The organism is Mesobacillus maritimus, assembly GCF_044803185.1.
GTDB lineage: Bacteria > Bacillota > Bacilli > Bacillales > Cytobacillaceae > Mesobacillus_B > Mesobacillus_B maritimus_B.
In genome coordinates this window covers 5,675,566-5,701,365 of the sequence record NZ_CP085225.1, presented here as the reverse complement: position 1 = coordinate 5,701,365, position 25,800 = coordinate 5,675,566, and the positions used below count along the sequence as shown (strand labels likewise).

At 39.4% G+C, this 25,800-nt stretch carries 24 protein-coding genes and 3 tRNA genes; 26 read left to right on the top strand and 1 reads right to left on the bottom strand.

Features of this window, described 5'->3' with window-relative positions; translation table 11 throughout:
* Positions 1–376: 376 nt before the first annotated feature.
* From LG336_RS27305 to LG336_RS27250, 12 genes are all read left to right on the top strand, one after another.
* Entirely contained in the window at positions 377–553 is a 177-nt protein-coding gene (locus LG336_RS27305; RefSeq protein WP_404330611.1) for a hypothetical protein, read from the top strand.
* A gap of 48 nt (positions 554–601) precedes the next feature.
* A complete protein-coding gene (gene rpmH, locus LG336_RS27300) occupies positions 602–736 on the top strand; it encodes a 50S ribosomal protein L34 (RefSeq protein ID WP_066059809.1) in 135 nt (44 codons plus the stop codon).
* A 328-nt stretch (positions 737–1,064) separates the two neighbouring features.
* Entirely contained in the window at positions 1,065–1,436 is a 372-nt protein-coding gene (gene rnpA / locus LG336_RS27295) for a ribonuclease P protein component (protein ID WP_404330610.1), read from the top strand.
* Between the two features lie 185 nt (positions 1,437–1,621).
* The gene (gene spoIIIJ, locus LG336_RS27290; protein WP_404330609.1) at positions 1,622–2,398 is read left to right on the top strand and encodes a YidC family membrane integrase SpoIIIJ; all 777 of its coding nucleotides are present in this window, start codon (positions 1,622–1,624) and stop codon (positions 2,396–2,398) included.
* Positions 2,398–3,021 carry an RNA-binding cell elongation regulator Jag/EloR gene (gene jag / locus LG336_RS27285; RefSeq protein ID WP_404330608.1) on the top strand — a complete coding sequence of 208 codons (624 nt, stop codon included), beginning with the start codon at positions 2,398–2,400 and terminating at the stop codon, positions 3,019–3,021. The genes spoIIIJ and jag overlap by 1 nt, the downstream gene beginning before the upstream one ends.
* Positions 3,022–3,518: 497 nt before the next feature.
* Positions 3,519–4,904, top strand: a complete 1,386-nt coding sequence (mnmE, locus tag LG336_RS27280; RefSeq protein WP_404330607.1) for a tRNA uridine-5-carboxymethylaminomethyl(34) synthesis GTPase MnmE — start codon at positions 3,519–3,521, stop codon at positions 4,902–4,904.
* Between the two features lie 332 nt (positions 4,905–5,236).
* Positions 5,237–7,126, top strand: a complete 1,890-nt coding sequence (gene mnmG, locus LG336_RS27275) for a tRNA uridine-5-carboxymethylaminomethyl(34) synthesis enzyme MnmG (RefSeq protein WP_404330606.1) — start codon at positions 5,237–5,239, stop codon at positions 7,124–7,126.
* Positions 7,127–7,154: 28 nt separating this feature from the next.
* On the top strand, positions 7,155–7,871 hold the full coding sequence (gene rsmG / locus LG336_RS27270) for a 16S rRNA (guanine(527)-N(7))-methyltransferase RsmG (RefSeq protein WP_404330605.1): 717 nt from the start codon (positions 7,155–7,157) through the stop codon (positions 7,869–7,871).
* Positions 7,872–7,977: 106 nt separating this feature from the next.
* The gene (gene noc / locus LG336_RS27265; protein ID WP_404330604.1) at positions 7,978–8,856 is read left to right on the top strand and encodes a nucleoid occlusion protein; all 879 of its coding nucleotides are present in this window, start codon (positions 7,978–7,980) and stop codon (positions 8,854–8,856) included.
* Positions 8,857–9,042: 186 nt separating this feature from the next.
* A complete protein-coding gene (locus tag LG336_RS27260) occupies positions 9,043–9,804 on the top strand; it encodes a ParA family protein (RefSeq protein ID WP_404330603.1) in 762 nt (253 codons plus the stop codon).
* Positions 9,797–10,642, top strand: a complete 846-nt coding sequence (locus tag LG336_RS27255) for a ParB/RepB/Spo0J family partition protein (protein ID WP_404330602.1) — start codon at positions 9,797–9,799, stop codon at positions 10,640–10,642. The genes LG336_RS27260 and LG336_RS27255 overlap by 8 nt, the downstream gene beginning before the upstream one ends.
* 101 nt (positions 10,643–10,743) lie before the next feature.
* Positions 10,744–11,457 carry a DUF554 domain-containing protein gene (locus LG336_RS27250; RefSeq protein ID WP_404330601.1) on the top strand — a complete coding sequence of 238 codons (714 nt, stop codon included), beginning with the start codon at positions 10,744–10,746 and terminating at the stop codon, positions 11,455–11,457.
* Between the two features lie 40 nt (positions 11,458–11,497).
* Here the strand turns inward: LG336_RS27250 and yyaC are convergent, their stop codons facing one another.
* A complete protein-coding gene (gene yyaC / locus LG336_RS27245; RefSeq protein ID WP_404330600.1) occupies positions 11,498–12,115 on the bottom strand; it encodes a spore protease YyaC in 618 nt (205 codons plus the stop codon).
* Between the two features lie 252 nt (positions 12,116–12,367).
* On the opposite strand from yyaC, the gene LG336_RS27240 reads away from it, so the two are divergent.
* The 14 genes from LG336_RS27240 (at position 12,368) to LG336_RS27175 (ending at position 25,522) form a co-directional block, all read left to right on the top strand.
* Complete coding sequence (locus tag LG336_RS27240) at positions 12,368–12,565, top strand: DUF951 domain-containing protein (RefSeq protein WP_404330599.1); 198 nt, start codon at positions 12,368–12,370, stop codon at positions 12,563–12,565.
* Positions 12,566–12,854: 289 nt separating this feature from the next.
* Entirely contained in the window at positions 12,855–14,864 is a 2,010-nt protein-coding gene (locus LG336_RS27235) for a molybdopterin-dependent oxidoreductase (RefSeq protein WP_404330598.1), read from the top strand.
* Positions 14,865–15,051: 187 nt separating this feature from the next.
* On the top strand, positions 15,052–16,152 hold the full coding sequence (gene ychF, locus LG336_RS27230; RefSeq protein ID WP_404330597.1) for a redox-regulated ATPase YchF: 1,101 nt from the start codon (positions 15,052–15,054) through the stop codon (positions 16,150–16,152).
* 605 nt (positions 16,153–16,757) lie between these two features.
* Complete coding sequence (rpsF, locus tag LG336_RS27225) at positions 16,758–17,045, top strand: 30S ribosomal protein S6 (protein WP_404330596.1); 288 nt, start codon at positions 16,758–16,760, stop codon at positions 17,043–17,045.
* Positions 17,046–17,117: 72 nt separating this feature from the next.
* On the top strand, positions 17,118–17,621 hold the full coding sequence (gene ssb / locus LG336_RS27220; protein WP_404330595.1) for a single-stranded DNA-binding protein: 504 nt from the start codon (positions 17,118–17,120) through the stop codon (positions 17,619–17,621).
* A 61-nt stretch (positions 17,622–17,682) separates the two neighbouring features.
* Positions 17,683–17,919 (top strand): 30S ribosomal protein S18, encoded by a 237-nt coding sequence (gene rpsR / locus LG336_RS27215; protein WP_221873761.1) that lies wholly within the window; start codon positions 17,683–17,685, stop codon positions 17,917–17,919.
* A 142-nt stretch (positions 17,920–18,061) separates the two neighbouring features.
* A complete protein-coding gene (locus LG336_RS27210; RefSeq protein WP_404330594.1) occupies positions 18,062–19,006 on the top strand; it encodes a YybS family protein in 945 nt (314 codons plus the stop codon).
* 30 nt (positions 19,007–19,036) lie between these two features.
* On the top strand, positions 19,037–21,010 hold the full coding sequence (locus LG336_RS27205; RefSeq protein ID WP_404330593.1) for a DHH family phosphoesterase: 1,974 nt from the start codon (positions 19,037–19,039) through the stop codon (positions 21,008–21,010).
* On the top strand, positions 21,007–21,456 hold the full coding sequence (gene rplI / locus LG336_RS27200) for a 50S ribosomal protein L9 (RefSeq protein ID WP_404330592.1): 450 nt from the start codon (positions 21,007–21,009) through the stop codon (positions 21,454–21,456). The genes LG336_RS27205 and rplI overlap by 4 nt, the downstream gene beginning before the upstream one ends.
* A 376-nt stretch (positions 21,457–21,832) precedes the next feature.
* The gene (dnaB, locus tag LG336_RS27195; protein WP_404330591.1) at positions 21,833–23,197 is read left to right on the top strand and encodes a replicative DNA helicase; all 1,365 of its coding nucleotides are present in this window, start codon (positions 21,833–21,835) and stop codon (positions 23,195–23,197) included.
* Between the two features lie 203 nt (positions 23,198–23,400).
* Entirely contained in the window at positions 23,401–24,693 is a 1,293-nt protein-coding gene (locus LG336_RS27190; RefSeq protein WP_404330590.1) for an adenylosuccinate synthase, read from the top strand.
* A gap of 299 nt (positions 24,694–24,992) precedes the next feature.
* Positions 24,993–25,068: transfer RNA gene (locus LG336_RS27185), tRNA-Lys, on the top strand.
* 66 nt (positions 25,069–25,134) lie between these two features.
* A tRNA-Glu gene (locus tag LG336_RS27180) sits at positions 25,135–25,206 on the top strand.
* A gap of 243 nt (positions 25,207–25,449) precedes the next feature.
* Positions 25,450–25,522: transfer RNA gene (locus LG336_RS27175), tRNA-Phe, on the top strand.
* Positions 25,523–25,800: the final 278 nt, after the last annotated feature.

The following is a 25,800-nucleotide window of genomic DNA, read 5'->3' as shown; positions in this document are numbered from 1 at the left end:
TCCATAACCCTCCTTTTAGCAAGATTTACTTTCAATGCATAACCATTGCATAAGCCATTTCCGGCGAAATTTATAATTATACAAGTCTATTAATGTGGAAAAATATATAATAGGAAATAAAGTGGTTTTTCGACAATATCCACTGATTGTGGACAAAGTGCAAAGCACAGTCTTGGATAACCTATCCACAGCTTATCCACAATTTGTGGACAACTAATATTTGATGTACCAGTTGTTAAGAGTGAAAACACAAATATAATATCAAATAAATCAAGAAGGCGCAACGCTTTTTCATACTTTATCCACAATACTATACCTGTGTGGAAAATAATTGTCCACAGGGTTCTTTTTTGTGCAAAAGGTGTGAATTGCTATTGTGGATAAAGAAAATCGTGTCGATTTTTGTCCACAGGTGGGTGTAGACAGGCTTTTTATCCTTATTCAAAAAGTATCTTTAAAAGAAGGAAATCCTAAACTGGAAAAACTTATCTTAGCTGTTATCAGCAGTTTTCTTTCTGTTACTATTGACATTTTACTGGTACCGTCCTTATAATTAGTAGGACTGTCTGATAGCAGCTAATTCCTCAGGGAGGTGTCATATATGAAAAGAACTTACCAACCAAATAAACGTAAGCATAGTAAAGTTCACGGCTTTCGTAGCCGCATGAGTAGTGCAAACGGCCGCAAGGTTCTTGCTCGCCGTCGTCGTAAAGGAAGAAAAGTATTATCAGCTTAGGCCACTGAACTGTCAGTGGTCTTTTTTCTCTTTATTTAGGCTCTTTTCTCAAACTTTGTTGCTTTTGGATACAAAATAGGATGGATGAAGCTTTGTTCCACTGGGAAATACCTTTTTATAATGAGAAAAGAGCTTGCAAACTTCTATAACGTACAAAAAAGCTTATCTCGCGTTAAAATTGGCTTTAGGTAGTAAAAATCGGCTTTAAGATTTTTAAAATTTTAACAACAATTTTTGAGAAAACAGCCTTTATTTGATAAAAATAGGTTTGTTAGACCCGAAAAAAGACCATTATAAAGTTCGTAACTCTGAGTGAAGGTGTGTTCGAATGAAAAAAGAATTACGGATTAAAAAAAATAAAGAGTTCCAACAAGTTTTTCAGAACGGGAAATCCTTTGCGAATCGCCAATTCGTTGTTTACGTACTGAAAAAGCAAGATCAGGAATCATTTCGAATTGGTTTATCTGTTAGTAAAAAGCTTGGGAATGCAGTAACAAGAAACCAAATCAAGAGATATATCCGCCAAGCATTCCTTGAACTAAAGGACGAGGTTCGTACAGGTAATGATTATGTGATTATTGCTAGGAAACCAGCTGCTGAAATGGGGATGCAGGATATAAAGAAAAGTCTCGAACATGTATTAAAGGTTGCGCGCGTTTTGAAAAAAAGGAACAATGGTCATAATGATGGAAGAAAATAATGATATTGTTCCTTTTTTTAAAGCGCTTTTTTATAAAAGATGATAAAATACATTTGGACAAACATGGATAGGTTTTTTTTGACCAGCGGGGTACCAGTACATACAAAGTGGAGAAATGCTCTAGGTCATTCAAAAATATAAGAGTTTTTTTAGATGTAAACATCACGGTTAGGAGGAAATTGGGTTTGAAGAATAGAATGTTTCTTATAGTTGGTCTATTGCTTCTGATGGCAGTTCTGACAGGCTGTACAGAATATGATCAGGCCATCACATCTGAAAGCGAGGGCTTTTGGAATGAATATATAGTATATCCACTTTCATGGCTAATCGTAAGCATGGCAGGTTGGCTTGGTGGCAGCTTTGGTCTTTCTCTAATTGCCGTTACCATTCTGATTCGTTTTGCGATTTTGCCGCTTATGATTAAACAAATAAAGAGTTCAAAGGCGATGCAAGCAATTCAACCAGAATTAAAAGAATTACAGGGTAAATACAGTTCAAAGGACCAGAAGACACAACAAAAGCTACAACAGGAAACAATGGCTTTATTCCAAAAACATGGGGTGAATCCACTTGCTGGCTGTATGCCGATTTTTGTACAAATGCCAATTCTAATTGGTTTTTACCACGCAATCGTAAGAACAAGGGAAATAGCTGGGCATAATTTTCTATGGTTTGACTTAGGTTCTCCAGATCCCATTTATTTGTTGCCGATATTAGCAGGGATTACGACCTTTGCACAACAAAAAATTATGATGATAGGAATGCCGGATAATCCACAAATGAAAATGATGCTTTGGATGATGCCGATTATGATTCTTGTTTTTGCCATCACGCTTCCTTCAGCTTTATCCTTGTACTGGGTTGTGGGGAATATTTTTTCTATTGTCCAAACCATACTTATTAAAGGGCCGGATTTGAAAAAACAACCAGCAACCGGCAATGCGGGAGGAGCTAAGAAGTAGTGAAACAGATAACTGCTACAGGACAAACAGTCGAAGAAGCAGTAAAATCAGCACTGGCTCAATTACAAACAACGAAGGACCGCACAGAAACTCAGGTGATTGATGAAGGGAAAAGGGGGCTTTTCGGTATTTTTGGTTCCCGTCCTGCAATCGTCAAAGTTACAGTGAAAATTGATCCATTTGAAGAAGCAACCAATTACCTTAAGGTGGTTGCAAAAGGGCTAGGTGCTCCAGTAGAGGTAGAAGTAAGGAAAGAAGGAAAGCAAGTTCACTTTATTCTAACTGGAGAGAAGATTGCTTTGCTAATCGGTAAGAGGGGACAAACGCTTAATTCACTCCAATATTTAACTCAACTTGTGATGAATCGCTATTCAACTCAATTCTATACCGTATTAGTTGATGCTGAGGATTATCGCAAACGGAGAAATGATACGCTCGTTCAGTTAGCAGAACGTCTTGCCCAAAAAGCAATTAAAACGGGAAAAGACGTTGCGCTTGAGCCAATGCCTTCATATGAGCGGAAAGCCATCCATACCGCTTTGATGGGGAACAAAAAAGTAAAGACATTTTCAGATGGCAGCGAGCCACATCGTCATATTGTCATAACTCCTGCCGGGAAATAAGAAGCGCTAGTGCGCTGGAGCTTGACATTTCTCTAAATAAAAACTTTTATACTTTCTTATCTTTTAAAGTTATCAGTAAAGACCGATCTGTCATACAGGTTGGTTTTTTTGCGTTTAGGCTTTGTTAATGTAAATTGTTGGTTTTTCACACGTTGATTGGAGCGGAAGGCCGTAGACTCCTGCGGAAGTGCAAGGCAAATGGAGACCCCGTAGGAGCAGAGCGACGAAGGGGGCTCCCGGACTGCCCGCGGAAAGCGAAGTGCCTGGAGTGTAAATCAACAGCTAAGTTTAACAGCCCTTAATTTACAAAACTCAAAGATGGGAAGAGGGATTTATTGTTATTCACATGTGGATAAGTTAAAATAATTTATACTTAAATTTATTGTGGATAAGCTCTGACAGGATTCTATTTTTTTGATAGTAGGTGTGATATTCTATAATTTTGGTGAACAATAATAGTGAAATAGATGTACGGTCCAAAGTAATGAGGTGAAAAGATGGAGTTTGATACAATTGCTGCGATTTCCACTCCTATGGGGGAAGGCGCAATCGCGATTGTTCGCTTAAGCGGTGAAGATGCTTTTAAAATAGCGGACAGGCTTTTTAAGGGAGTCGGAAGCAAAAGCTTGATGGATGTTTCTTCCCATACGATACATTACGGTCATATTGTCGATCCGAAGACGAACGAAGTAGCAGAGGAAGTAATGGTCTCGGTGATGAAAGGACCAAAAACCTTTACGAAGGAAGATGTAATTGAAATTAATTGCCACGGAGGTCTAGTGTCCGTTAATCGAGTTTTACAATTAGTACTTAATGAAGGTGCAAGGCTTGCAGAGCCTGGTGAGTTTACGAAAAGGGCTTTCTTGAATGGCCGTATCGATCTTTCACAGGCGGAAGCGGTGATTGATTTAATTCGTGCGAAAACGGATAGAGCCATGAATGTTGCACTAGGACAAATGGATGGTCGACTGTCGCGGCTTATTCGTAAGCTTCGACAGGAAATCCTTGAAATACTAGCCCATGTAGAAGTGAATATAGATTATCCGGAGTATGACGATGTTGAAGAGATGACCCATCAAATGCTTCTTGAAAAATCTAGGTACGTGCATAAGGAAATAGAACAATTATTACAGACTTCACAGCAGGGAAAAATCCTTCGAGAAGGGTTATCAACCGTTATTGTTGGTCGCCCGAATGTAGGGAAATCTTCATTGTTAAATAGTCTGGTACAAGAAAATAAAGCAATCGTCACGGATATTCCTGGAACGACGAGGGATGTCATTGAAGAATATGTAAATGTCAGAGGGGTACCGTTACGGTTATTAGATACAGCTGGTATCCGTGAAACAGAAGATATTGTGGAGCGAATTGGCGTCGAGCGTTCGCGACAAGTTTTGAAAGAAGCGGATTTGATTCTTCTAGTTCTCAATTACTCGGAAAAGCTTTCGGAAGAGGATCAGAACTTATTCAAGGCAGTTGAAGGCATGGATGTCATCGTTATTGTCAATAAGACGGATTTGCCACAGCAGTTGGATATGGAGGAACTAAATGAGATAGCAAAGGAATATCGGATTGTCACGACGTCTTTAAAAGAAGATGAGGGAATCAATGAGCTTGAGGAAGCCATTTCTTCCTTGTTCTTTTCAGGTGCCATCGAGGCAGGCGATATTACCTATGTATCAAATAGTCGCCATATTGCTCTTTTAAATCAAGCCAACCGTTCTATTGAGGAAGCAATTAGTGGAGTAGAATCGGGCACACCAATCGACATTGTACAAATAGATTTAACCCGCTCATGGGAGCTACTCGGAGAAATCATTGGAGACAGTGTCCATGAAAGTCTAATCGATCAGTTATTTTCTCAATTCTGTTTAGGTAAATAGAAAAGCGGAAGCGGCTTGTTCAACTCCGACTGGCATAAGACAAACCGGAATAGAAGGCGCTCTTTGCCTTCAATTCCGGGGTGGCTTATGACCCGAGGAGTTAGCCGCTGCAGCTAGACAAATAGAAAAGCGGAAGCGCTAGGCGCTGGAGCTGGACAAATAGAAAAGAAGAAGCGCTGCTGGATAATTAATATCCAAATTACTCATCCAATTGCAACAAAGTTTATTTTTTGTTTGTATTAATGTACTTATTGTTTTTTTACACGTTGATTGGAGCGGAAATCAACAGCCTAGTTAAACAGTACCAATCTAAAATAAAAGGAGGCAGCCAAATGTCATATGAAGCCGGAAATTATGATGTGATCGTAATTGGGGCGGGCCATGCTGGTAGTGAAGCAAGCCTTGCGGCGGCACGCATGGGTGCCAAAACACTGATGATTACCATCAATCTCGATATGATTGCGTTTATGCCCTGCAATCCTTCAATTGGCGGACCAGCCAAAGGGATTGTTGTTAGAGAAATTGATGCCCTTGGTGGCGAAATGGGTCGAAATATTGATAAAACATATATCCAAATGAGGATGTTGAATACAGGAAAAGGGCCAGCGGTAAGGGCTTTAAGGGCACAGGCAGATAAATTTGCTTATCAGCATGAAATGAAAAAAACGATGGAAGAAGAACCAAATTTAACAATGGTTCAAGGAATGGTTGAACGTCTAATTGTAGAAGATGGTGTTTGTAAAGGTGTTGTGACCATGACAGGAGCAGAGTACCGCTCCCAAACAGTGGTTATTACAACAGGTACCTTCCTGCGTGGAGAAATCATCCTTGGAGAATTGAAATATTCAAGCGGTCCTAATAACCAGCAGCCTTCTATTAAGCTTTCGGAGCATCTAGAGGAGCTTGGCCTTGATTTGGTCCGATTTAAAACAGGAACCCCTCCAAGAATCCATAGCAATACAATTGACTATTCAAAAACGGAAATTCAACCTGGTGATGAAGTTCCAAGGGCATTCTCTTACGAGACAACAAAGTACATCACCGAGCAATTGCCTTGTTGGTTAACGTATACCAATGAAAAAACACATGAAATCATTGACCATAATCTCCATCGTTCACCAATGTTTTCAGGAATGATCAAAGGAACAGGTCCGCGTTATTGTCCATCGATAGAAGACAAGGTTGTCCGTTTTAATGATAAGCCACGTCATCAAATCTTCCTTGAGCCAGAAGGCCGGCATACGCAAGAGGTATATGTACAAGGATTATCAACAAGCTTACCTGAGGATGTTCAGCATCAAATTTTAAAATCGATTCCAGCCCTTGAAAATGCAAAAATGATGCGTCCAGGCTACGCGATTGAGTATGATGCAGTCGTGCCAACACAATTGTGGCCAACATTGGAAACAAAAATTGTGAAAAATCTTTATACAGCTGGACAAATTAATGGAACATCGGGGTATGAAGAGGCAGCTGGTCAAGGTTTGATGGCTGGTATCAATGCAGGAAGAAGGTCTCTAGGGAAAGAGGAAGTGATCTTGAGTCGCTCTGATGCTTATATTGGGGTAATGATTGATGACCTTGTCACCAAGGGGACGAGTGAACCTTACCGATTGCTCACATCAAGAGCGGAATATCGTCTTTTACTGCGCCATGATAATGCTGATTTACGCTTAACCGAAAAGGGTTACGAGCTCGGAATGATCTCCGAAGAGCGGTATTCTCGTTTTATTCAGAAAAAGAAAGCAATTGAGGCAGAAGTTAAGAGATTGCGCTCAATTATTATAAAGCCTTCCGAAGAAGTTCAGAGCCTTATTCGATCATTAGGTGGAAGTGAACTAAAGGATGGCATCCGTGCTGCAGACTTCCTTAGACGGACGGAAATCTCTTATAGTCATATTAAACAGCTTATTCCTTCTGAAACAGAGTTAGATTCAGATGTTGAAGAGCAAGTCGAAATCCAAATTAAATATGAAGGTTATATCGAGAAATCATTGCAGCAAGTTGACCGTCTAAAAAAGATGGAAGATAAAAAGATTCCGGATAATATTGATTATGATGCCATTACGGGGATTGCAACAGAGGCGCGACAAAAGCTGAAAAATGTTCGTCCGCTATCTATTGCCCAAGCTTCACGGATTTCTGGTGTGAATCCTGCTGATATTTCAATCCTACTTGTTTATATCGAACAGGGAAGAATCGCCAAGGTCTCAAACGATTAATGTCATTATTTTTAGAAAGGATTAGTCTATGAATCCAGACCAGTTTCAAAAAGCTTTACTTGAAAAAGGAATTACCCTATCAGACGAACAAATGAAGCAATATGAGGTTTATTTCAACACGCTTGTTGAGTGGAATGAAAAAATGAATTTAACGGCGATAACACAGAAAGAAGAAGTCTATCTTAAGCACTTTTATGATTCTGTATCGGCTGCCTTTTATTTTGATTTTAACCAACCACTGACAATATGCGATGTTGGCGCGGGTGCAGGATTTCCAAGCATTCCTTTAAAAATAGCCTTTCCAGGTTTACAGGTCACAATTGTTGATTCGCTCAATAAGCGGATCAACTTTCTCGAACATCTCGCTCAGGAACTCGGACTTGAAAATGTGCAGTTTGTCCATGATCGGGCAGAGACGTTTGGAAGAAATCCGGCTCATCGTGAAAAGTATCAGCTTGTCATGGCGAGAGCTGTAGCGAGATTATCCGTTTTAAGTGAACTATGCCTTCCTTTAGCCCAAATTGGTGGTACGTTTATTGCGATGAAGGGTGGACAGGCAGAGGAAGAGTTGCAGAGTGGGAAAAAAGCACTGGCTGTTCTTGGTGGGAAAATGTCTAGTGTTCATTCTTTTAAGCTGCCGGTAGAGGAAAGTGAACGAAACATCCTAATTGTTCATAAAGAGAAAAAAACACCAAAGCAATATCCGAGAAAACCAGGTACCCCAAATAAAACTCCCATTGAATAGGGGGTACCTTCTACCTAAATTTAGTTTATAATAATAGGTAGATGCAGGAACTTGTCTTTAGATAGAGAATATGTTAAAGGGAGTTTCATAAAGGTGGTGCAGGGGAATGAAGCCTTCTTTTTCACGCTTTTTTGGTCTGGGTGAAAAGCAGGAACAGATAGAACAGATCGAACAGATTGAACAAGTAGAAGTAGAGAAACCGGAAGCACGAGATGAAATTAAAAAAATCCCAATCGGTGATATCGTTCCGAATCGATTTCAGCCAAGAACGGTGTTCGACGATGAAAAAATTGAGGAGCTTGCCCGTACAATCCACACGCACGGAGTTATTCAGCCCATTGTCCTCAGGGAATTTGAAGATGAAAAATATGAGATCATCGCTGGAGAACGTCGTTGGCGAGCGATGAAATCCCTTGGTTGGGATGAAGTTCCGGCCATTATTAATAATTTAAGTGATGCAGAAACAGCATCAGTCGCTTTAATTGAAAATCTTCAGCGTGAAGAACTATCCCCGATAGAGGAAGCGATTGCATACGGGAAACTATTAGAGATTCATAGTTTAACTCAGGAGGCATTAGCTCAGCGTTTAGGAAAGGGACAATCCACTGTTGCAAATAAACTTCGACTGCTCAAGTTGCCTCAGGAGGTTCAGGATGCCTTATTAAATAAAACCATTTCTGAACGACATGCTCGGTCTTTAATTCCTCTAAAAGATACAGAGAAACAGGTTCAGCTTTTAGCAGAAATTATTGAAAAATCGCTGAACGTCAAACAGACAGAAATCAGGGTAGAGAAACTGCTTAATCAATCAGCTGAAAAGCCTAAACCAAAACGGAAAGCATTCAGCAAAGACATGCGCATTGCTGTTAACACAATTCGTCAATCGTTATCGATGGTGACCGATTCAGGGATTAATTTAAAGTCAGAAGAAGAGGAATTTGATGATTTCTATCAAATCACCATTCAGATTCCAAAAAAGAAATAAGACAAAAAAAGTGGGAAACTAAGACTGTTTCTCACTTTTTTTGTAGATTTTTAGATTGCTAGATTCTGTTTGTGATAAAATAAAATACATGATTAATTTTTCTATGATACTTATGTAAATTTAAGGGTGTTTTCTTTTTATATTAAAAAAATTTGAGAAGCTATAGGTTTGAAGGTAGGTGACAATGTGGGCAAGATTCTTGCAATTGCTAACCAAAAAGGAGGAGTTGGGAAAACGACAACTTCAGTCAATTTGGGGGCCTGCTTAGCATATATCGGTAAAAAAGTATTGTTAGTGGATATTGATCCACAGGGGAATGCCACAAGTGGTGTTGGGATTGACAAAGCAGATGTGAATCAATGTATTTATGATGTGCTCGTAGATGATGTTGAAGCAAATGCGGTTATTCTTCCGACATCGGTGGACAATCTTTTTATTATTCCCGCCACCATTCAGTTAGCAGGGGCAGAAATTGAATTGGTCCCAACTATTTCCCGGGAAGTGAGATTAAAAAGGGCCTTAGAAGAGGTTAAAGATAATTTTGATTATATTCTAATCGACTGCCCACCTTCTCTTGGATTATTGACCCTTAATTCATTGACTGCGTCAGATGCAGTTTTGATTCCGGTTCAGTGTGAGTATTACGCACTAGAAGGGTTGAGTCAGTTATTAAACACTGTTCGTCTTGTGCAAAAACACTTAAATCATGAATTAAGGATTGAAGGTGTATTGCTTACGATGTTAGATGCCCGGACAAATTTAGGCATTCAGGTTATCGAAGAAGTAAAAAAATATTTTCAGGACAAGGTTTATAAAACCATTATTCCGCGCAATGTTCGTCTCAGCGAGGCTCCAAGTCATGGTGAGCCAATCATTATTTATGATCCAAAGTCGCGTGGCGCTGAGGTTTATTTAGATCTTGCAAAGGAAGTGCTTTCACATGGCTAAAGGGTTAGGAAAAGGTTTAAATGCATTCTTTAATATGGAAGTAGATACAGAAGAGATTGTCAAAGAAATAAGCATTAGCGAACTTCGACCCAATCCTTATCAGCCCCGTAAAATTTTCCAAGAAAAAGCAATTGAAGAACTGAGGGACTCCATCATTGAGCATGGCATCCTTCAACCAATTATTGTAAGGAAAAGTATAAAGGGGTATGAAATTGTCGTTGGGGAACGTCGCTTTCGTGCAGCTAAAGCAGCAAAGCTTCAAACTGTTCCTGCGGTTGTCCGTGAACTAGATGAGAAACAAATGATGGAGCTGGCTGTTCTTGAAAACCTGCAGCGGGAAGATTTGAACCCGATTGAAGAAGGGGCTGCCTATCAAACTTTAATGGAGAAGCTTGGATTAACCCAAGAGGAGCTCGCCAAACGTCTAGGAAAGAGTCGCCCTCATCTCGCTAACCATATAAGGTTGTTAAGTTTACCGGCTAAGATTCAGGCTTTAATTTCCGAAGGGAAAATTTCAATGGGGCATGGCAGGGCATTGTTAGGATTGAGGCAGAAGGAACAACTTCAAGCTGTTGCTGAAAAGACAATAAGAGAAGGGTTGAATGTCCGTCAGCTTGAGTTATTGATTCAGCAGTTGAATAATGCTGTTCCTCGTGAAGCGAAGAAAAAGCCAGAAAAGGATGTTTTTATTCGGGCACAAGAAAGTCATCTGCGTGAACGTTTTGGCACGACGGTAACCATTAAACAGTCAAAAAATAAAGGGAAAATTGAAATAGACTTCTTTTCGAAGGATGATCTTGAGCGCATCCTCGAGCTAATAGGGAAATCTTCCTCTTAAGCTATCGTAAAGATGGCTTTTTTTTAATAACAGATTTATTCTATTCTCATGGTATTTATAAACTAATTGCTTTTGAAATTTTATTTTAATAGGTGGATAAAATGTTTTTATTAGGAACAATTGTTAATGGACTATGCATTATTATTGGAACTCTCCTTGGAAAGCTTTTAAATCGTATCCCTGAGGGGATGAAAACGACCGTTATGTATGGAATTGGCCTTTCTGTGATTGTACTAGGCTTACAGATGGGATTTAAAAGTGAAAACTTTTTAATTGTGATAATTAGTCTTGTCTTTGGGGCAGTAATTGGGGAGTATTTGGATTTAGATGGGAAACTGAATTCTGTTGGGTATTGGTTAGAAAAAAGAATTGGGACTTCTGGTCAGGGGAGTATCTCACAAGGGTTTGTCACAGCCACATTGATTTTTGTGATTGGAGCCATGGCAATTATCGGTGCACTTGATAGCGGAATCCGAGGAGAGCAGGATGTTCTTTATACAAAAGCGATTATCGATGGGTTCACAGCGCTAATATTAACAACAACACTAGGAATTGGCGTTATCTTTTCAGCCGTTCCAGTTGTGCTGTACCAAGGATTAATTGCAACTTTTGCGACGCAGATTGACCGTTTTATCCCCGCCGAACTTATGGATAGTTTCATTATGGAACTGACAGCTTCAGGTGGAGTGATGATCTTTGCAATAGGATTAAATTTACTAGGTTTGACAAAAATCAAAGTGGCCAATCTCCTACCCGGCATCCTAGTGACGGCTGTAATTGTTACGGTAATCTATGGATATCAGGTTTTAATGTGAATGAGAATTGAAAAAGAGGAAGGCAACATGCCTTCCTCTTTTAGTTCGTATGTTCATGGTCTATGTCCCATTTAAGCTCAGACCAGGTTTGTTTATTAGGCAAGAGCGTGCTTGTTTCATAGAGCCCATTCGCAATCGTTTTGGCCATATTCAAAACAAGGTTTAATCTTGTATTTTGCAGAACAAAAAACTCCATAAAACCACTAACATTGACAATTCCCGTAATATGAATATCGCCAACCTCTGGCAATTCTTTATTTACGCCAGCGCCTGGTTTGACCGGCCCTGTTCCGACTTGAATGTTACCGACACTCTTCATCCGACCTAGACAAGCATCAATTCCAATAATAAAAGGGTTGAAGTGTGTTTCTTTAATTTCCTTAAGCTTTTCCTCAAGATTGACAGCATGTATGGGCTGTGCTAACGTCCCGTAAACATGAATAGATGAAGTTTCTTTTTCCTCAAGAAAGGTACCGATTAGTGGGCCTAATGAATCACCTGTAGACCTATCAGTTCCAATACAAACAATGACTATAGGACGGCTTGTAACAGTGGGCGTTAATGAAAGGATCTGTTTAGCAAGTTTAGTAGAAGCATGAGGGTCCTCATGATTAACCTTGAACTCACTACCCTTCCTATCAAAAAAATTAAGATTCATTGGCTCCACTCCCTTAAATTCATAATACCAGTATACGGAAATTTACTGAAATCTATACATGAAAGGAAAAAAGAAACATTCTGTGTCAACTTTTTTGCTAAGTTAAGGTTCTTTTATTACAATGATTCATAAAGTTACGAAACCATTTTCTTTTGCATAAGGACGAAACTTGTTAAAATAAAGATAATTCTGCAACCCAGTGTAAAAATGGGTTGCATTTGAAACCTTGTTGCCATTTAGGAGGTAAAGGTGTTGGAACAGAAAGAATTTCAGCTAAATGATATTGTCGAAATGAAAAAGCCTCATCCGTGTGGTACAAACAAATGGAAGATCATTCGACTTGGAATGGACATTCGGATTAAGTGTGAGGGCTGTGGACATAGTGTGTTGATTCCTAGAAGGGACTTCACTAGAAAAATGAAAAAGGTACTTGTAAGGCAGGAAGAGTAGTCCTGCTTCTTTTTATTTAGCTCTTTTCTCAAACTTTGTTGCTCTTGGATACAAATTTGATTAGATTAAGCCTTTTTTCACTACAAAGTACCCTTTTAACAATGAGAAAAGAGCGCGCAAACTTTTTATCGCGTACCAAATAGCTTATCTTGCGTTAAAATCGGCTTTAGGTAGTAAAAATCGGTTTTAAGATTTTTACAATTTTAACATCAAACTTCAAGAAAATAGCTTATCTATAAATCGATTAGACTGATAGAATATAGAACAGAAAAAATGGGGATGAGAGCAATTGGCTAAAGTTTTTCATGCAGCATGCCCGCTAAATTGCTGGGATAGCTGTGGATTTAAGGTGACAGTTGAAGACGGCAAAGTGGTAAAGGTGGAAGGGGACACCGAGCATCCGATCACGAAGGGGAAAATTTGTGGTAGAGGAAGGATGCTTGAAAAACGAGTGAACTCGGGTGATCGTCTGTTGTACCCATTGAAGAAGGTTGCCGGTGAATTTGAAAAGATCTCTTGGCAGCAAGCTCTTGATGAAATTGCTGAGAAGTTAAAAACCTATAAAAAGGAATATGGTTCAACGTCGGTTCTGCATAGTCATGACTATGCCAATGGTGGGTTGTTAACCAATCTCGATGCCCGCTTTTTTAACAACTATGGTGGAGTAACAGAATTAACTGGGTCGCTTTGTTGGGGCTCTGGAATTGAAGCTCAGAATTGGGATTTTGGAGATGCCTATAGCCATGCCCCAGGGGATATCATGAATAGTAAGAGCATTGTGATTTGGGGGAGAAATGTAGCAAGAACCAATATGCATTTATACGCTGAATTGCAAAAGGCCAAAAAAGCTGGGGCAACCTTGTACGTCATTGATCCAATTTTCAATGCAACAGCTAAACTGGCTGATCAATATATTTCAATTAAGCCCGGGTTTGATGGGTTATTAGCAGCAGGGATTATGAAGGAAATGCTTCGAATGGGCCTAGAAAATAAAGAGTTTATTGAACTTCATTCTATAGGTTTTGACGATTTAAAAAGGCTTTTAAAGGGTGTTTCTCTTGATTATATTCAAACTGTGACCGAAGTTCCTATAAAGACAATAACAATGCTCGCAGAGGTTTACGCAAAACGACCAGTTGCGACTCTATTTGGTTTAGGCATGCAACGCTATGCCAATGGGGGAAATACCGTTCGCTTAATCGATGCCTTAGTAGCAATCAGCGGAAATATTGGCCTACCAGGCGGTGGAGCCAATTATGCCAATAAACATGTTGGCCAAAGTTTTGATATTGAGGCTTTAACGATGCCACATCGAAAAACAGAAAGCAGAACGTTCTCAATGATGAAACAGGCAGAGATGATTTTAACAGCCTCAGAGCCAGAAGTGAAAATGGCGATTGTGACTTGTGGGAACCCATTAACACAGCTTCCTGATACAAATAAAGCTAGGGAAGCCTTTTCCTCTCTAGAGACTCTTGTTGTGATTGACCAGTATTTGACCGACACAGCTGAAATGGCGGATTATGTATTACCGGTAACAGCGGCATTCGAAACAGAGGATATCTATTATTCTTCTATGTACCATCATTATGTAAACCATGGACCAAAGCTTGTTGAGCCACCAGGTGAGGCTAGGACAGATGAGTGGATTTGGACTGAGCTAGCGAACCGACTTGGTTTTGGAGAGGAATTTGCGTATACCAGAGAAGACTATATCAAGATGGGTCTTGCTTCTCTAGTAGAGAAGGGAATTACGCTAGATGTTTTAAGAGAGAAAAAGTTTGCTGAGTTGCCAGTCAATCCTATTCCTTGGAGTGATTGGAATTTTAAAACACCTAGTGGGAAGTATGAGTTCACTTCACAAACAGCTAAAAATGCTGGATTTAGTGGGGAACTGACCTTATCTCTCCCAACGGAGTCGAAGTGGACGAATCCGGCTCTTGCTGAAAACTATCCCTATTCTTTACTAAGCATTCATCCGCTTCGTTCTAATCATTCGCAATTCTATCACCTCTTAGGGGGGACTCCTGAAGTAAAGGTAGAGGTTGCTGAAGATATTGTGATGGAAAAGGAGCTTGAGGAAGGGGATCTAGTACTTGTTTGGAATGAACGTGGCAAGATAGAAGGAAAGGTATCCATTTTGAAGCTTGCCCATCCTGGTACCATTAATATTGATGAAGGAAATTGGCAGAAGTTTGGCGGCTCAGTCAATCAACTCACATCCGATTCAGAGTCGGATAACCGCCAAGGAAGTACCTTGTATGATTGTCTTGTAAATATTAAAAAGCTTTCTGTTTAACAAGCTGTCTTATAGAGGATGTACTCAAAGAGTAGATTTTCCTAGTGTCTACCATTAATGTACATTTTCTAGATGGCTTGTCTTTTTTTTTTCTACTATCTATAATTGTGGGAGGCAAATTTGTTTCCGTCAGTTAAACTGCGAAATAAGTAAGTTAAAATAGATCTTTTTTAGAGGAGTGACAAGGATGGCCTTAACAGCAGGTATTGTCGGGCTTCCGAACGTAGGGAAATCGACCTTGTTTAATGCAATTACACAAGCTGGTGCAGAATCAGCGAACTACCCATTCTGTACAATTGATCCAAATGTCGGGATAGTTGAAGTACCAGACCACCGTTTAACGAAATTAACAGAATTGGTTCAACCAAAGAAAACCGTACCAACAGCATTTGAGTTTACCGATATTGCAGGGATTGTAAAAGGTGCAAGTAAAGGAGAAGGGCTTGGAAACAAGTTTCTTGCTCATATTCGTGAAGTAGATGCAATATGCCAAGTTGTCCGCTGCTTTGCAGATGACAATATAACCCATGTTTCAGGGCAGGTAGACCCCATTTCTGATATTGAAATCATCAATCTAGAGCTTATTCTTGCCGATCTTGAATCTGTAGAGAAGCGAATTAACAGAGTTGGGAAGATGGCGAAGCAAAAGGATAAAGAGGCAATGGTTGAGTTCCCAATCCTTGAAAGACTGAAGGAAGCCTTGGAAAATGATCAGCCTGCACGGGCGGTAGAATTTACTCCAGAAGAATCAAAGGTTGTCAAAGGACTTCACTTATTAACCGCTAAGCCAATGCTTTATGTGGCAAATGTTGGAGAAGATGATGTCGCAGACCCATCTACCAATGAATATGTCCAAAAGGTTCGTGACTTTGCAGCAAAAGACAATGCAGAAGTAATTGTTGTATGTGCCAAAATTGAAGAAGAAATCTCCGAGCTTGATGGAGAAGAGAAAGAAATGTTCCTATCTGAACTCGGCATCGAAGAATCAGGATTGGATCAGTTAATCCGTGCAACTTATAATCTACTGGGACTTGCCACCTACTTTACTGCAGGGGTTCAAGAGGTTCGTGCTTGGACTTTCCGTCAAGGAATGAAAGCTCCACAATGTGCTGGAATCATTCACTCAGACTTCGAAAGAGGCTTCATTCGTGCTGAAACAGTATTCTACGATGACCTAGTCGCTGCAGGATCCATGACCGCAGCCCGCGAAGCAGGAAAAGTACGATTAGAAGGAAAAGACTATGACGTAAAAGACGGAGATATTATTCACTTCCGTTTTAATGTATAAGATTAAGACCCGTAGAATAACTACGGGTTCTTTTTTTTGAGGTGCAAAAAAGAGCATAATGATTCTCAAATGAAAGAGCAGGGGAACCATAATGGAATTTACCCTGCTCTACTTGCTTTCTTTGACACTTAGCAAGAATAGGGGGAATAATTTCCCTTAATTAGAAAATAGCTTTGAAAAAAGCTTAAATAAACGGAGAAATTCCCGCTATTAACTCAAAAAACGTAAAAATGGATGATTTTTATTTGGATAAGTGGAAAAACTCCCGTTATTTCCCCTGAAACTAGCTCTATTCTGCATTTAACCGGAAAAACTCCGCTTATTTTCTTTTTCAGAAGTTAGTATAATTAGGGTCTAGCACTTTTGATTTAAGAGAGGTGAGATAAATAAGGTTCTACGGTTTTTTATATTATCCTGGATTGGACAAAAACACGAACATATGTTAGTATTTATTTATAGTTAAGATGAGCAAGCTGAAAAAAGATTCCATTTAGAGTAAAGTTGCTTTTGTTTTATTGCTATGATATAATCTTTCATTGTGAGTAATGAATAATTGCTCCTTGCCCATCAGTGATGGGCCGTTAGACCAAAAGGAGGTGAAAGTGATGAGAAAGTACGAAATTATGTACATCATCCGCCCAAACATTGAAGATGAAGCGAAGAAAGCTTTAGTTGAGCGTTTCAACGGCATCTTGACTGATAATGGTGCGGAGGTTACTGAAACTAAGGACTGGGGTAAGCGCCGTCTTGCATACGAAATCAATGATTTCCGCGATGGTTACTACCAAATCCTTCAGGTGAATGCTGGTCCAGCTGCGGTTGATGAATTCTCCCGTCTTGCAAAAATCAGCGAAGATATCGTTCGCCATATGGTAATTAAAGACGAAAAATAATTTTTTAAATATAACCTTCCATCAACAATGTTCCACGTGGAACTTTATGGAAGAAAAAGGGGTTGATTACTGATGATGAATCGTGTAGTTCTTGTCGGCCGTTTGACCAAGGATCCAGAACTTCGATATACACCAAACGGAGTAGCAGTTGCTTCTTTCACTCTAGCTGTTAATCGTTCGTTTACGAACCAGCAAGGAGAAAGAGAAGCAGACTTTATTAACTGTGTAGTTTGGCGTCGTCCAGCTGAGAACGTTGCAAACTTCTTGAAAAAGGGGAGCTTAGCAGGCGTTGATGGTCGTGTCCAAACTCGTAGTTATGAAGGTCAGGACGGTAAACGCGTTTATGTAACTGAAGTAATGGCTGAGAGTGTTCAGTTCCTTGAGCCAAAAGGTCAAAGCCAGAACTCTGATAGAGGTGGAGACAATTTCACTTCTCGCCCGAGTGGTGGACAAGAGTACCCATTTGGAAATCAGAATCAACGCCAACCACAACCACAAAGAAACACGAAAGTGGATGATGATCCATTTGCAGGTGGCGGTCAAATCGATATTTCTGATGATGACTTACCATTTTAGTGTTTCTAAGTAGGACGATTTAAATAAAATCCAAAATATAAAGGAGGGAAAACTCATGGCAATGGGAGGACGTAGAGGCGGACGCGCTAAGCGCCGTAAAGTTTGCTTTTTTACAGCTAACGGAATCACACACATCGATTATAAAGATGTTGATCTTCTAAAAAAATTCATCTCAGAACGTGGTAAAATCTTACCTCGTCGTGTAACTGGTACAAGCGCTAAATACCAACGTAAACTAACAGTTGCAATCAAACGTTCACGTCAAATGGCATTATTACCATACGTATCAGGAGAATAATGTTCAGAAATCAAAAGGCAGCGGGGATTCCCGCTGCCTTTTGTCATAAATGCTAAAAGTTTGTTGGACAAGTAGTTGAATCTATAAAGTGTACTGGCTAAAATAGTCTTTATGAAGATCTTTTATTGTTAGAGGTGAAAAGTTGAGAAAAAACACATATAGGTTGACAGAAGGGGCCGTTCTACTGGCCATTTTCACAGTATTATTGTTAATTACATTGTACATACCAGGGTTAGGTCTTGTCGTTAACTTTTTCCTAGCAATGCCGTTTATCATGTTTGCTGCAAAGCATGATTGGAAAAGTGCGTCAGTGTTTACGATTGCAGCTACGCTACTATCAATAATTGTGGGGAGCTTTTTAGCTATTCCTATTGCTCTTACATATGGGATTACTGGTAGTGTAATGGGGGTGTTAATTGGCAAAGGGAAAAGTAGGTTAGTAATTTTTACAGCGGGCTCTCTTGTGTTCCTAGCCAATACGATTCTTCAATATGCTGCAACAGTAGTGTTGTTTAACATGAATATCATTGAAGAGTTTATGACAGCCTTCCAGCAATCAATATCTACTTCGGTCAATATGTTAGAAGGTATGGGGCAAACCGTTGATGATGCTGTTCTTGAACAATTTGAGAATTCGGTAGCCTTGATGGAGACGCTTATGCCAAGTTTGTTTGTCATGGCTTCATTTATGATTGTCTTCTTTATCCAATTACTATGTTTCCCGCTTTTGAAACGGTTCGGTGTTAAAGTTCAATCCTGGATGCCGCTTAGAAATATGACGTTGCCGAAAAGCTTATTATGGTATTACCTATTTTCTCTAATAGCGACAATGTTTCTTCAACCTGAGGTAGGTAGTTACTGGCATTGGGCATTAACGAATCTTGTATTTATTTTGCAATTTTTCATGTTACTTCAAGGATATACCTTTATCGCTTATTATTCGCATCTTAAAGGGTATCCTAAAGCCGTCTTGATTGTGACCATTGTTCTTTCAGTCATTATTCCATTAATTCTTTATATCGTAAGGATATTAGGTATAATTGACTTAGGTTTCGATTTAAGGAAACGCCTTGAAGCGAAAAAGTAATTGAGAATTTACAACTTAGGAGCTGAGTACATGCCATCTTACTTTGAAAGGCGGCAAATAAAATATCCCTTATATGGGTTAATAGCTGTGCTCCTGGTTCTTCTAGGGATCTTGTCTTTTTATAATTGGCTGATTGGAGCTATTGGCTATTTCCTTACTGGAATACTTGTTTTCTTACTTTTTAATGTTTTTTATCAAATTAAGAAAGAAACAAAAGAGTATATATCAACTTTATCCTATCGCGTAAAAAAAGTCGGGGAAGAAGCACTGATGGAAATGCCGATTGGAATTATGTTGATTAATGATGACTATCTTATTGAATGGACGAATCCATTTATTGCATCTTGTTTCAACGAGGATACCTTGGTTGGGCGCTCTCTCTATGATGTAGCAGATGTCATCATTCCATTAATTAAGCAAGAAGTTGAAACTGAAGTGGTTTCTCTCCATGATCGCAAGTTTAAAATAGTTCATAAAGCAGAGGAACGGTTGCTCTACTTTTTTGATGTAACAGAACAGGCAGAAATTGAAAAGCTTTACTATAATGAAAGAACCGTGATTTCCTTTATTTATTTAGATAATTATGATGAATTAACACAAGGAATGGACGATCAAACGAGAAGTAGCTTAAATAACTTAGTTACGTCGATATTAAATACTTGGGCTACCAATAATGGGGTTTTTCTGAAAAGAGTATCCTCTGAACGTTTTATTGGTGTTTTTAATGAACATATTCTTCAGTTATTGGAAAAAGGAAAGTTTTCAATTCTTGACGAAGTACGCGATACTGCACTGAAACAGAATGTCCCACTCACTCTTAGTATAGGAGTAGGGACAGGGGTTTCTTCTTTGCCGGAATTAGGGATTCAGGCTCAGTCTAGTTTGGACCTCGCACTTGGCCGCGGTGGCGATCAGGTTGCGATTAAACAGCCGAATGGAAAAGTTAAATTCTATGGTGGGAAAACAAACCCTGTGGAAAAACGAACACGTGTTAGAGCAAGGGTCATTTCCCATGCGTTAAGGGATTTAATTTCTGGAAGTGACAAGGTTCTAGTTATGGGTCATAAATACCCGGATATGGATGCGATTGGCTCGGCAATTGGGATATTAAAAGTTGCCCAGATGAACAAACGTGAAGGCTATATAGTCGTAAATAAGCAGGAAATTGATGTAAGTGTTCAGCGGATGATGGAAGAAATCAAAAAGAATGAAGATTTATATGCACGTTTTATTAGTCCTGAACAGGCCTATGAGATTGCAAATGATGATACGCTTTTGGTTGTAGTCGACACACATAAACCTTCACTAGTTATTGATGAACGCCTTTTGAATCGCATTGAAAACACGGTTGTCATTGACCATCACCGCAGAGGGGAAGAGTTTGTAAAAAACCCTTTGCTTGTATATATGGAACCGTACGCTTCCTCTACAGCAGAATTGGTTACAGAACTCTTAGAATATCAACCTAAAAATGGGAAGATTCAAATGCTCGAAGCGACTGCTTTACTTGCAGGGATTATTGTTGATACGAAAAGCTTCACTCTAAGAACGGGGTCACGGACCTTTGATGCGGCATCTTATTTGCGGAGTCATGGTGCAGATACGATTCTAGTTCAAAAGTTTTTAAAGGAAGATGTCGACACGTATATCAAACGAGCCCGTATTATAGAGAATGTTTACTTCTATCATGACGGGATTGTTATTGCTCGTGCAGAGGAAGAGGAGTTAAGCAATCAAGTGATTATCGCGCAAGCGGCAGACACGTTGCTAACGATGGATGGCGTTAATGCATCCTTTGTTATTTCCCGAAGAGCTGACAATCTAATTGGAATTAGTGCCCGTTCCCTTGGTGATGTGAACGTTCAGGTGATTATGGAAAGTTTACAGGGTGGTGGACATCTGACAAACGCGGCTACACAGCTTCAGAATGTATCACTGGAAGAAGCTGAAGGAATGTTGACCGCTGCAATAACTGATTATTTAGAAGGGGGAAATAAAGAATGAAAGTAATTTTTCTAAAAGACGTAAAAGGCAAAGGGAAAAAAGGCGAAGTGAAAAATGTATCCGATGGCTATGCTCATAACTTCCTAATTAAACAGGGTCTTGCTGCTGAGGCTACTGCTGCGGCAATGAGTTCACTTAGTGCTCAAAAGAAAAAAGAGGAAAAGCAAGCTGAGGTAGAATTAGAAAATGCTAAAGAATTAAAAGAGAAGATAGAAAAGATAACAGTGGAACTTTTAGCTAAATCAGGCGAAGGTGGCCGCTTATTCGGTTCCATTACGAGCAAACAAATTGCTGAAGAACTTCAAAAAAGGCATAAAATTAAAATTGATAAACGTAAAATTGAAATGGATGATGCCATCCGTGCTCTTGGGGTAACAAAGGTTCCCGTCAAACTCCACACTGAAGTAACAGCGACTCTGAATGTCCATGTAAAAGAAGTAAACTAAATTTGGCAGTTCTTTTACAGAAAAAACATGTTAAAATAAAAGAACCGGCAGAAAGGCAGACATGCTTTCTGTCCTATCTATTTAATTTTGTGATTAGTTGTTTAGGCTGATCACTTTTTTCTTTTCAAAAAAGAAGGCTGTTTTCGTAAAGATTGTTGTTAAAATCCAAAAGCCGATTTTAACGTAATATAAGCTATTTAGTACGTTATAGTATGTTTGCAAGCTCTTTTCTCAGATAACAATGCAATTTTGAAGTGAGATAAGGCTTCATGCATCCTATTTGATATCCAAATGCAACAAAGTTTGAGAAAAGAGCCAAAAAGAAAGATAGCGGGAGGAAGTTCCCAATATATCTTCTCTTATAGGAGGTTTTCAGATGAATGAATTATTAGCTGATCGGATGCCACCGCAAAATATTGAAGCGGAACAGGCAGTTTTAGGTGCTATTTTCTTAGAGCCTTCATCTTTGACAGTTGCTTCTGAAGTCCTTATTCCTGACGACTTTTATCGAGCTGCCCATCAAAAGATATTTGAAGTCATGTTAAATCTAAATGATAAAGGGAAAGCAGTCGACTTGGTTACAGTGACAGAGGAACTAGCTGCAGCAAAACTACTTGAGGATACAGGGGGAGTTAGTTATCTGAGTGAACTGGCTGCGTCGGTTCCAACTGCAGCTAATATTGAATACTATGCAAAAATTGTTGAAGAAAAGTCTCTGTTAAGAAGATTGATTCGAACAGCTACTACAATCGCTTCCGATGGCTATTCTAGAGAAGATGAAGTGGAGTCACTACTTAGCGAGGCTGAAAAAAGTATACTAGAGGTTGCACAGCGAAAGAATGCTGGGGCCTTTCATAATATAAAAGATGTACTAGTGCGCACATACGACAACATCGAGACGATAGCTAATCGTGTTGGTGATGTAACAGGTATTCCAACAGGATTTGCAGAGCTTGATAGAATGACAGCAGGATTCCAGCGAAATGATTTAATTATCGTAGGAGCACGTCCTTCTGTAGGTAAAACAGCATTTGCTCTTAACATTGCTCAAAATGTTGCCACTAAAGCTCAAGAGAATGTGGCTATTTTCAGTCTCGAGATGGGTGCTGAGCAGCTAGTGATGCGTATGCTTTGTGCCGAGGGCAATATCAATGCTCAAAATTTAAGAACAGGTTCATTAACAGATGAAGACTGGGGTAAGTTAACGATGGCAATGGGCAGTCTATCAAATTCTGGTATTTTCATAGATGATACTCCAGGTGTTAAAATCGGTGAGCTTCGCTCAAAATGCCGTCGCTTGAAACAGGAGCATGGATTAGGGATGATTCTAATTGACTACCTTCAGCTTATTCTAGGGGATGGGCGGTCTGGAGAGAACCGACAACAAGAGGTTTCGGAAATTTCACGTTCCCTAAAAGCTCTTGCCAGAGAGTTACAGGTCCCGGTTATTGCTTTGTCTCAGCTATCCCGTGGTGTGGAACAACGTCAAGATAAGCGCCCAATGATGTCAGATATCCGTGAATCAGGAAGTATTGAGCAGGATGCCGATATTGTTGCCTTCTTATATCGTGATGACTACTATGATAAGGAATCAGAAAACAAGGACATCATTGAAATTATTATTGCGAAGCAACGTAATGGTCCGGTGGGGACTGTTCAGTTAGCTTTTGTTAAAGAGTATAATAAATTCGTAAACTTGGAGACGAGGTACGATGCACAATCAATCCCACCAGGGGCTTAAAGATTAACCTAATTATAGGTTAATCTTTTTTCTTTTTAGGGAAGAATAGGTTTTAGAGGGAGCTCGTTCATATACACGAACGTAATAATATTTATTATAAAAATTGTTCGTGTTTTATTGACGGCATTTAGTATTAACTGTTAAAATTATCTTGTTTGGTTAAAAAAATATCTTTTACATAGAACTTTGGAGGTGCTTTCTGTATGTCATCAGTTGTTGTTGTCGGAACGCAATGGGGAGATGAAGGGAAAGGAAAAATCACCGATTTTTTATCTGAGAATGCTGAAGTGGTCGCCCGTTATCAGGGTGGGAACAATGCAGGTCATACGATTAAATTTAATGGAGAAACCTACAAGCTCCACTTAATCCCATCTGGAATTTTTTATCAAGATAAAATCTGTGTGATTGGCAATGGGATGGTAGTTGATCCAAAAGCGTTGGTACAGGAACTAGCCTACCTCCATGATAAAGGGGTTCAGACGAATAATTTAAGAATTAGCAATCGTGCCCATGTTATTTTGCCGTACCACTTAAAACAAGATGAGGTTGAAGAGGCGAGAAAAGGCGATAATAAAATCGGGACAACGAAAAAAGGAATAGGTCCTGCTTATATGGATAAGGCTGCTCGAGTGGGGATTAGAATGGCTGATCTTCTGGAGCGCGAAGTTTTTGAAGAAAAACTCATACGTAATCTTGAAGAGAAAAATCGTTTATTTGAACGGATGTATGAAACAGAAGGCTTTAAGTTAGAGGATATTCTTGATGAATATTACGAATACGGACAACAGGTGGCAAAGTATGTATGTGATACATCAGTTGTTTTAAATGACGCGTTAGATGAGGGGCGCCGCGTTCTATTTGAAGGAGCCCAAGGCGTTATGCTTGATATTGACCAAGGAACATACCCATTTGTAACTTCTTCTAATCCAGTGGCAGGTGGAGTAACCATTGGTTCAGGAGTAGGCCCAAGCAAAATTAATCATGTTGTAGGCGTATGTAAGGCTTATACGACAAGGGTTGGTGATGGTCCATTTCCAACTGAGTTAGATAACGAAATTGGTCACCAAATCCGTGAAGTTGGGCGTGAATATGGAACGACTACAGGTAGACCACGTCGTGTTGGTTGGTTCGATAGCGTAGTTGTTCGTCATGCTCGTCGGGTAAGCGGTCTTACAGATTTATCCTTAAACTCAATTGATGTTTTAACAGGAATTGAAAAACTTAAAATTTGTATCGCTTACCGATATAAAGGGGAAGTAATTGAAGAATTCCCAGCAAGCCTAAAAGCACTGTCACAGTGTGAACCTGTTTATGAAGAACTACCAGGCTGGACAGAGGATATCACGTCTTGTAAAACGTTAGACGAGCTACCTGATAATGCTAGACATTATATTGAAAGAGTCTCACAACTAACAGGTATTCCATTGTCTATCTTCTCTGTTGGACCTGATCGGAACCAGACAAACATCGTTCGTAGCCCATGGAGACAAATTTAACTTCATTAAAAAACTCCCATTTCCGGGAGTTTTTTCTCTTTTTTAGAAAAATATCAAAAAAACCTTTTACAAAGAGAAACCATCATGATACTATAAGAAAGTCGTTTACGAGAGATGAAAAAATTGTCGATTATAGACGAATAAGTTTGGAGCCATTAGCTCAGTTGGTAGAGCAAGTTTCTTGCTTCATTGAGTAAGCTTCTGTGGAAACTTGCGAGAAAGGCCGTGAGGTCTTTCGAGCAGCGTAGATGCGCTACCAAACAAAACTTTTAGGTTGTAACATGTATTGCAAATATTTAGAGCCATTAGCTCAGTTGGTAGAGCATCTGACTTTTAATCAGAGGGTCGAAGGTTCGAATCCTTCATGGCTCACCAAAATTTCTTTCACACTATTGAAAGTAAATTTCCATATTCTTGCGTTAGCAAAAGCATCTTCAATATGGCCCCTTGGTCAAGCGGTTAAGACACCGCCCTTTCACGGCGGTAACACGGGTTCGAATCCCGTAGGGGTCACTTTACATACATATATTGCGTTTGGCTCAGTAGCTCAGTCGGTAGAGCAACGAGCATCTCTTCAATGAATACGCTACGAGTTGTACCCATCGAGATGCTTCTTGATTATGATTACTGAGATGGGGACAGGTATACTAAGAGATTAAACATATTTAATTTCTGCGGCAACCTGCGAGAAAAACCGAAAGGTTATTCGAGCAATGGACTCGCAGAAACAATTAAGCGAAACTAAATACATATTATGGCTCAGTAGCTCAGTCGGTAGAGCAATGGACTGAAAATCCATGTGTCGGCGGTTCGATTCCGTCCTGAGCCATCAAAAAAGGGAGCGTGTATTAACTACACGTTCCTTTTTTTATAATTTTTTACTTATATTACAGAATTATTACAAAAGACACGTAATTACTATTTACACTATATCTATGTATTGAAATAAAAGGGATTCGGGTTTGAAAGTCTTGAAAACCCGTATTTTCCTAGCTTTTGGCCAAATATCCACTTTTATTTATAAAACTTATTTTTCCAGTTATTTAACAGCAAATGTAGTAAAATGTCAGTTATTATACAATTTTGTTACATTATGAATTCCATTAA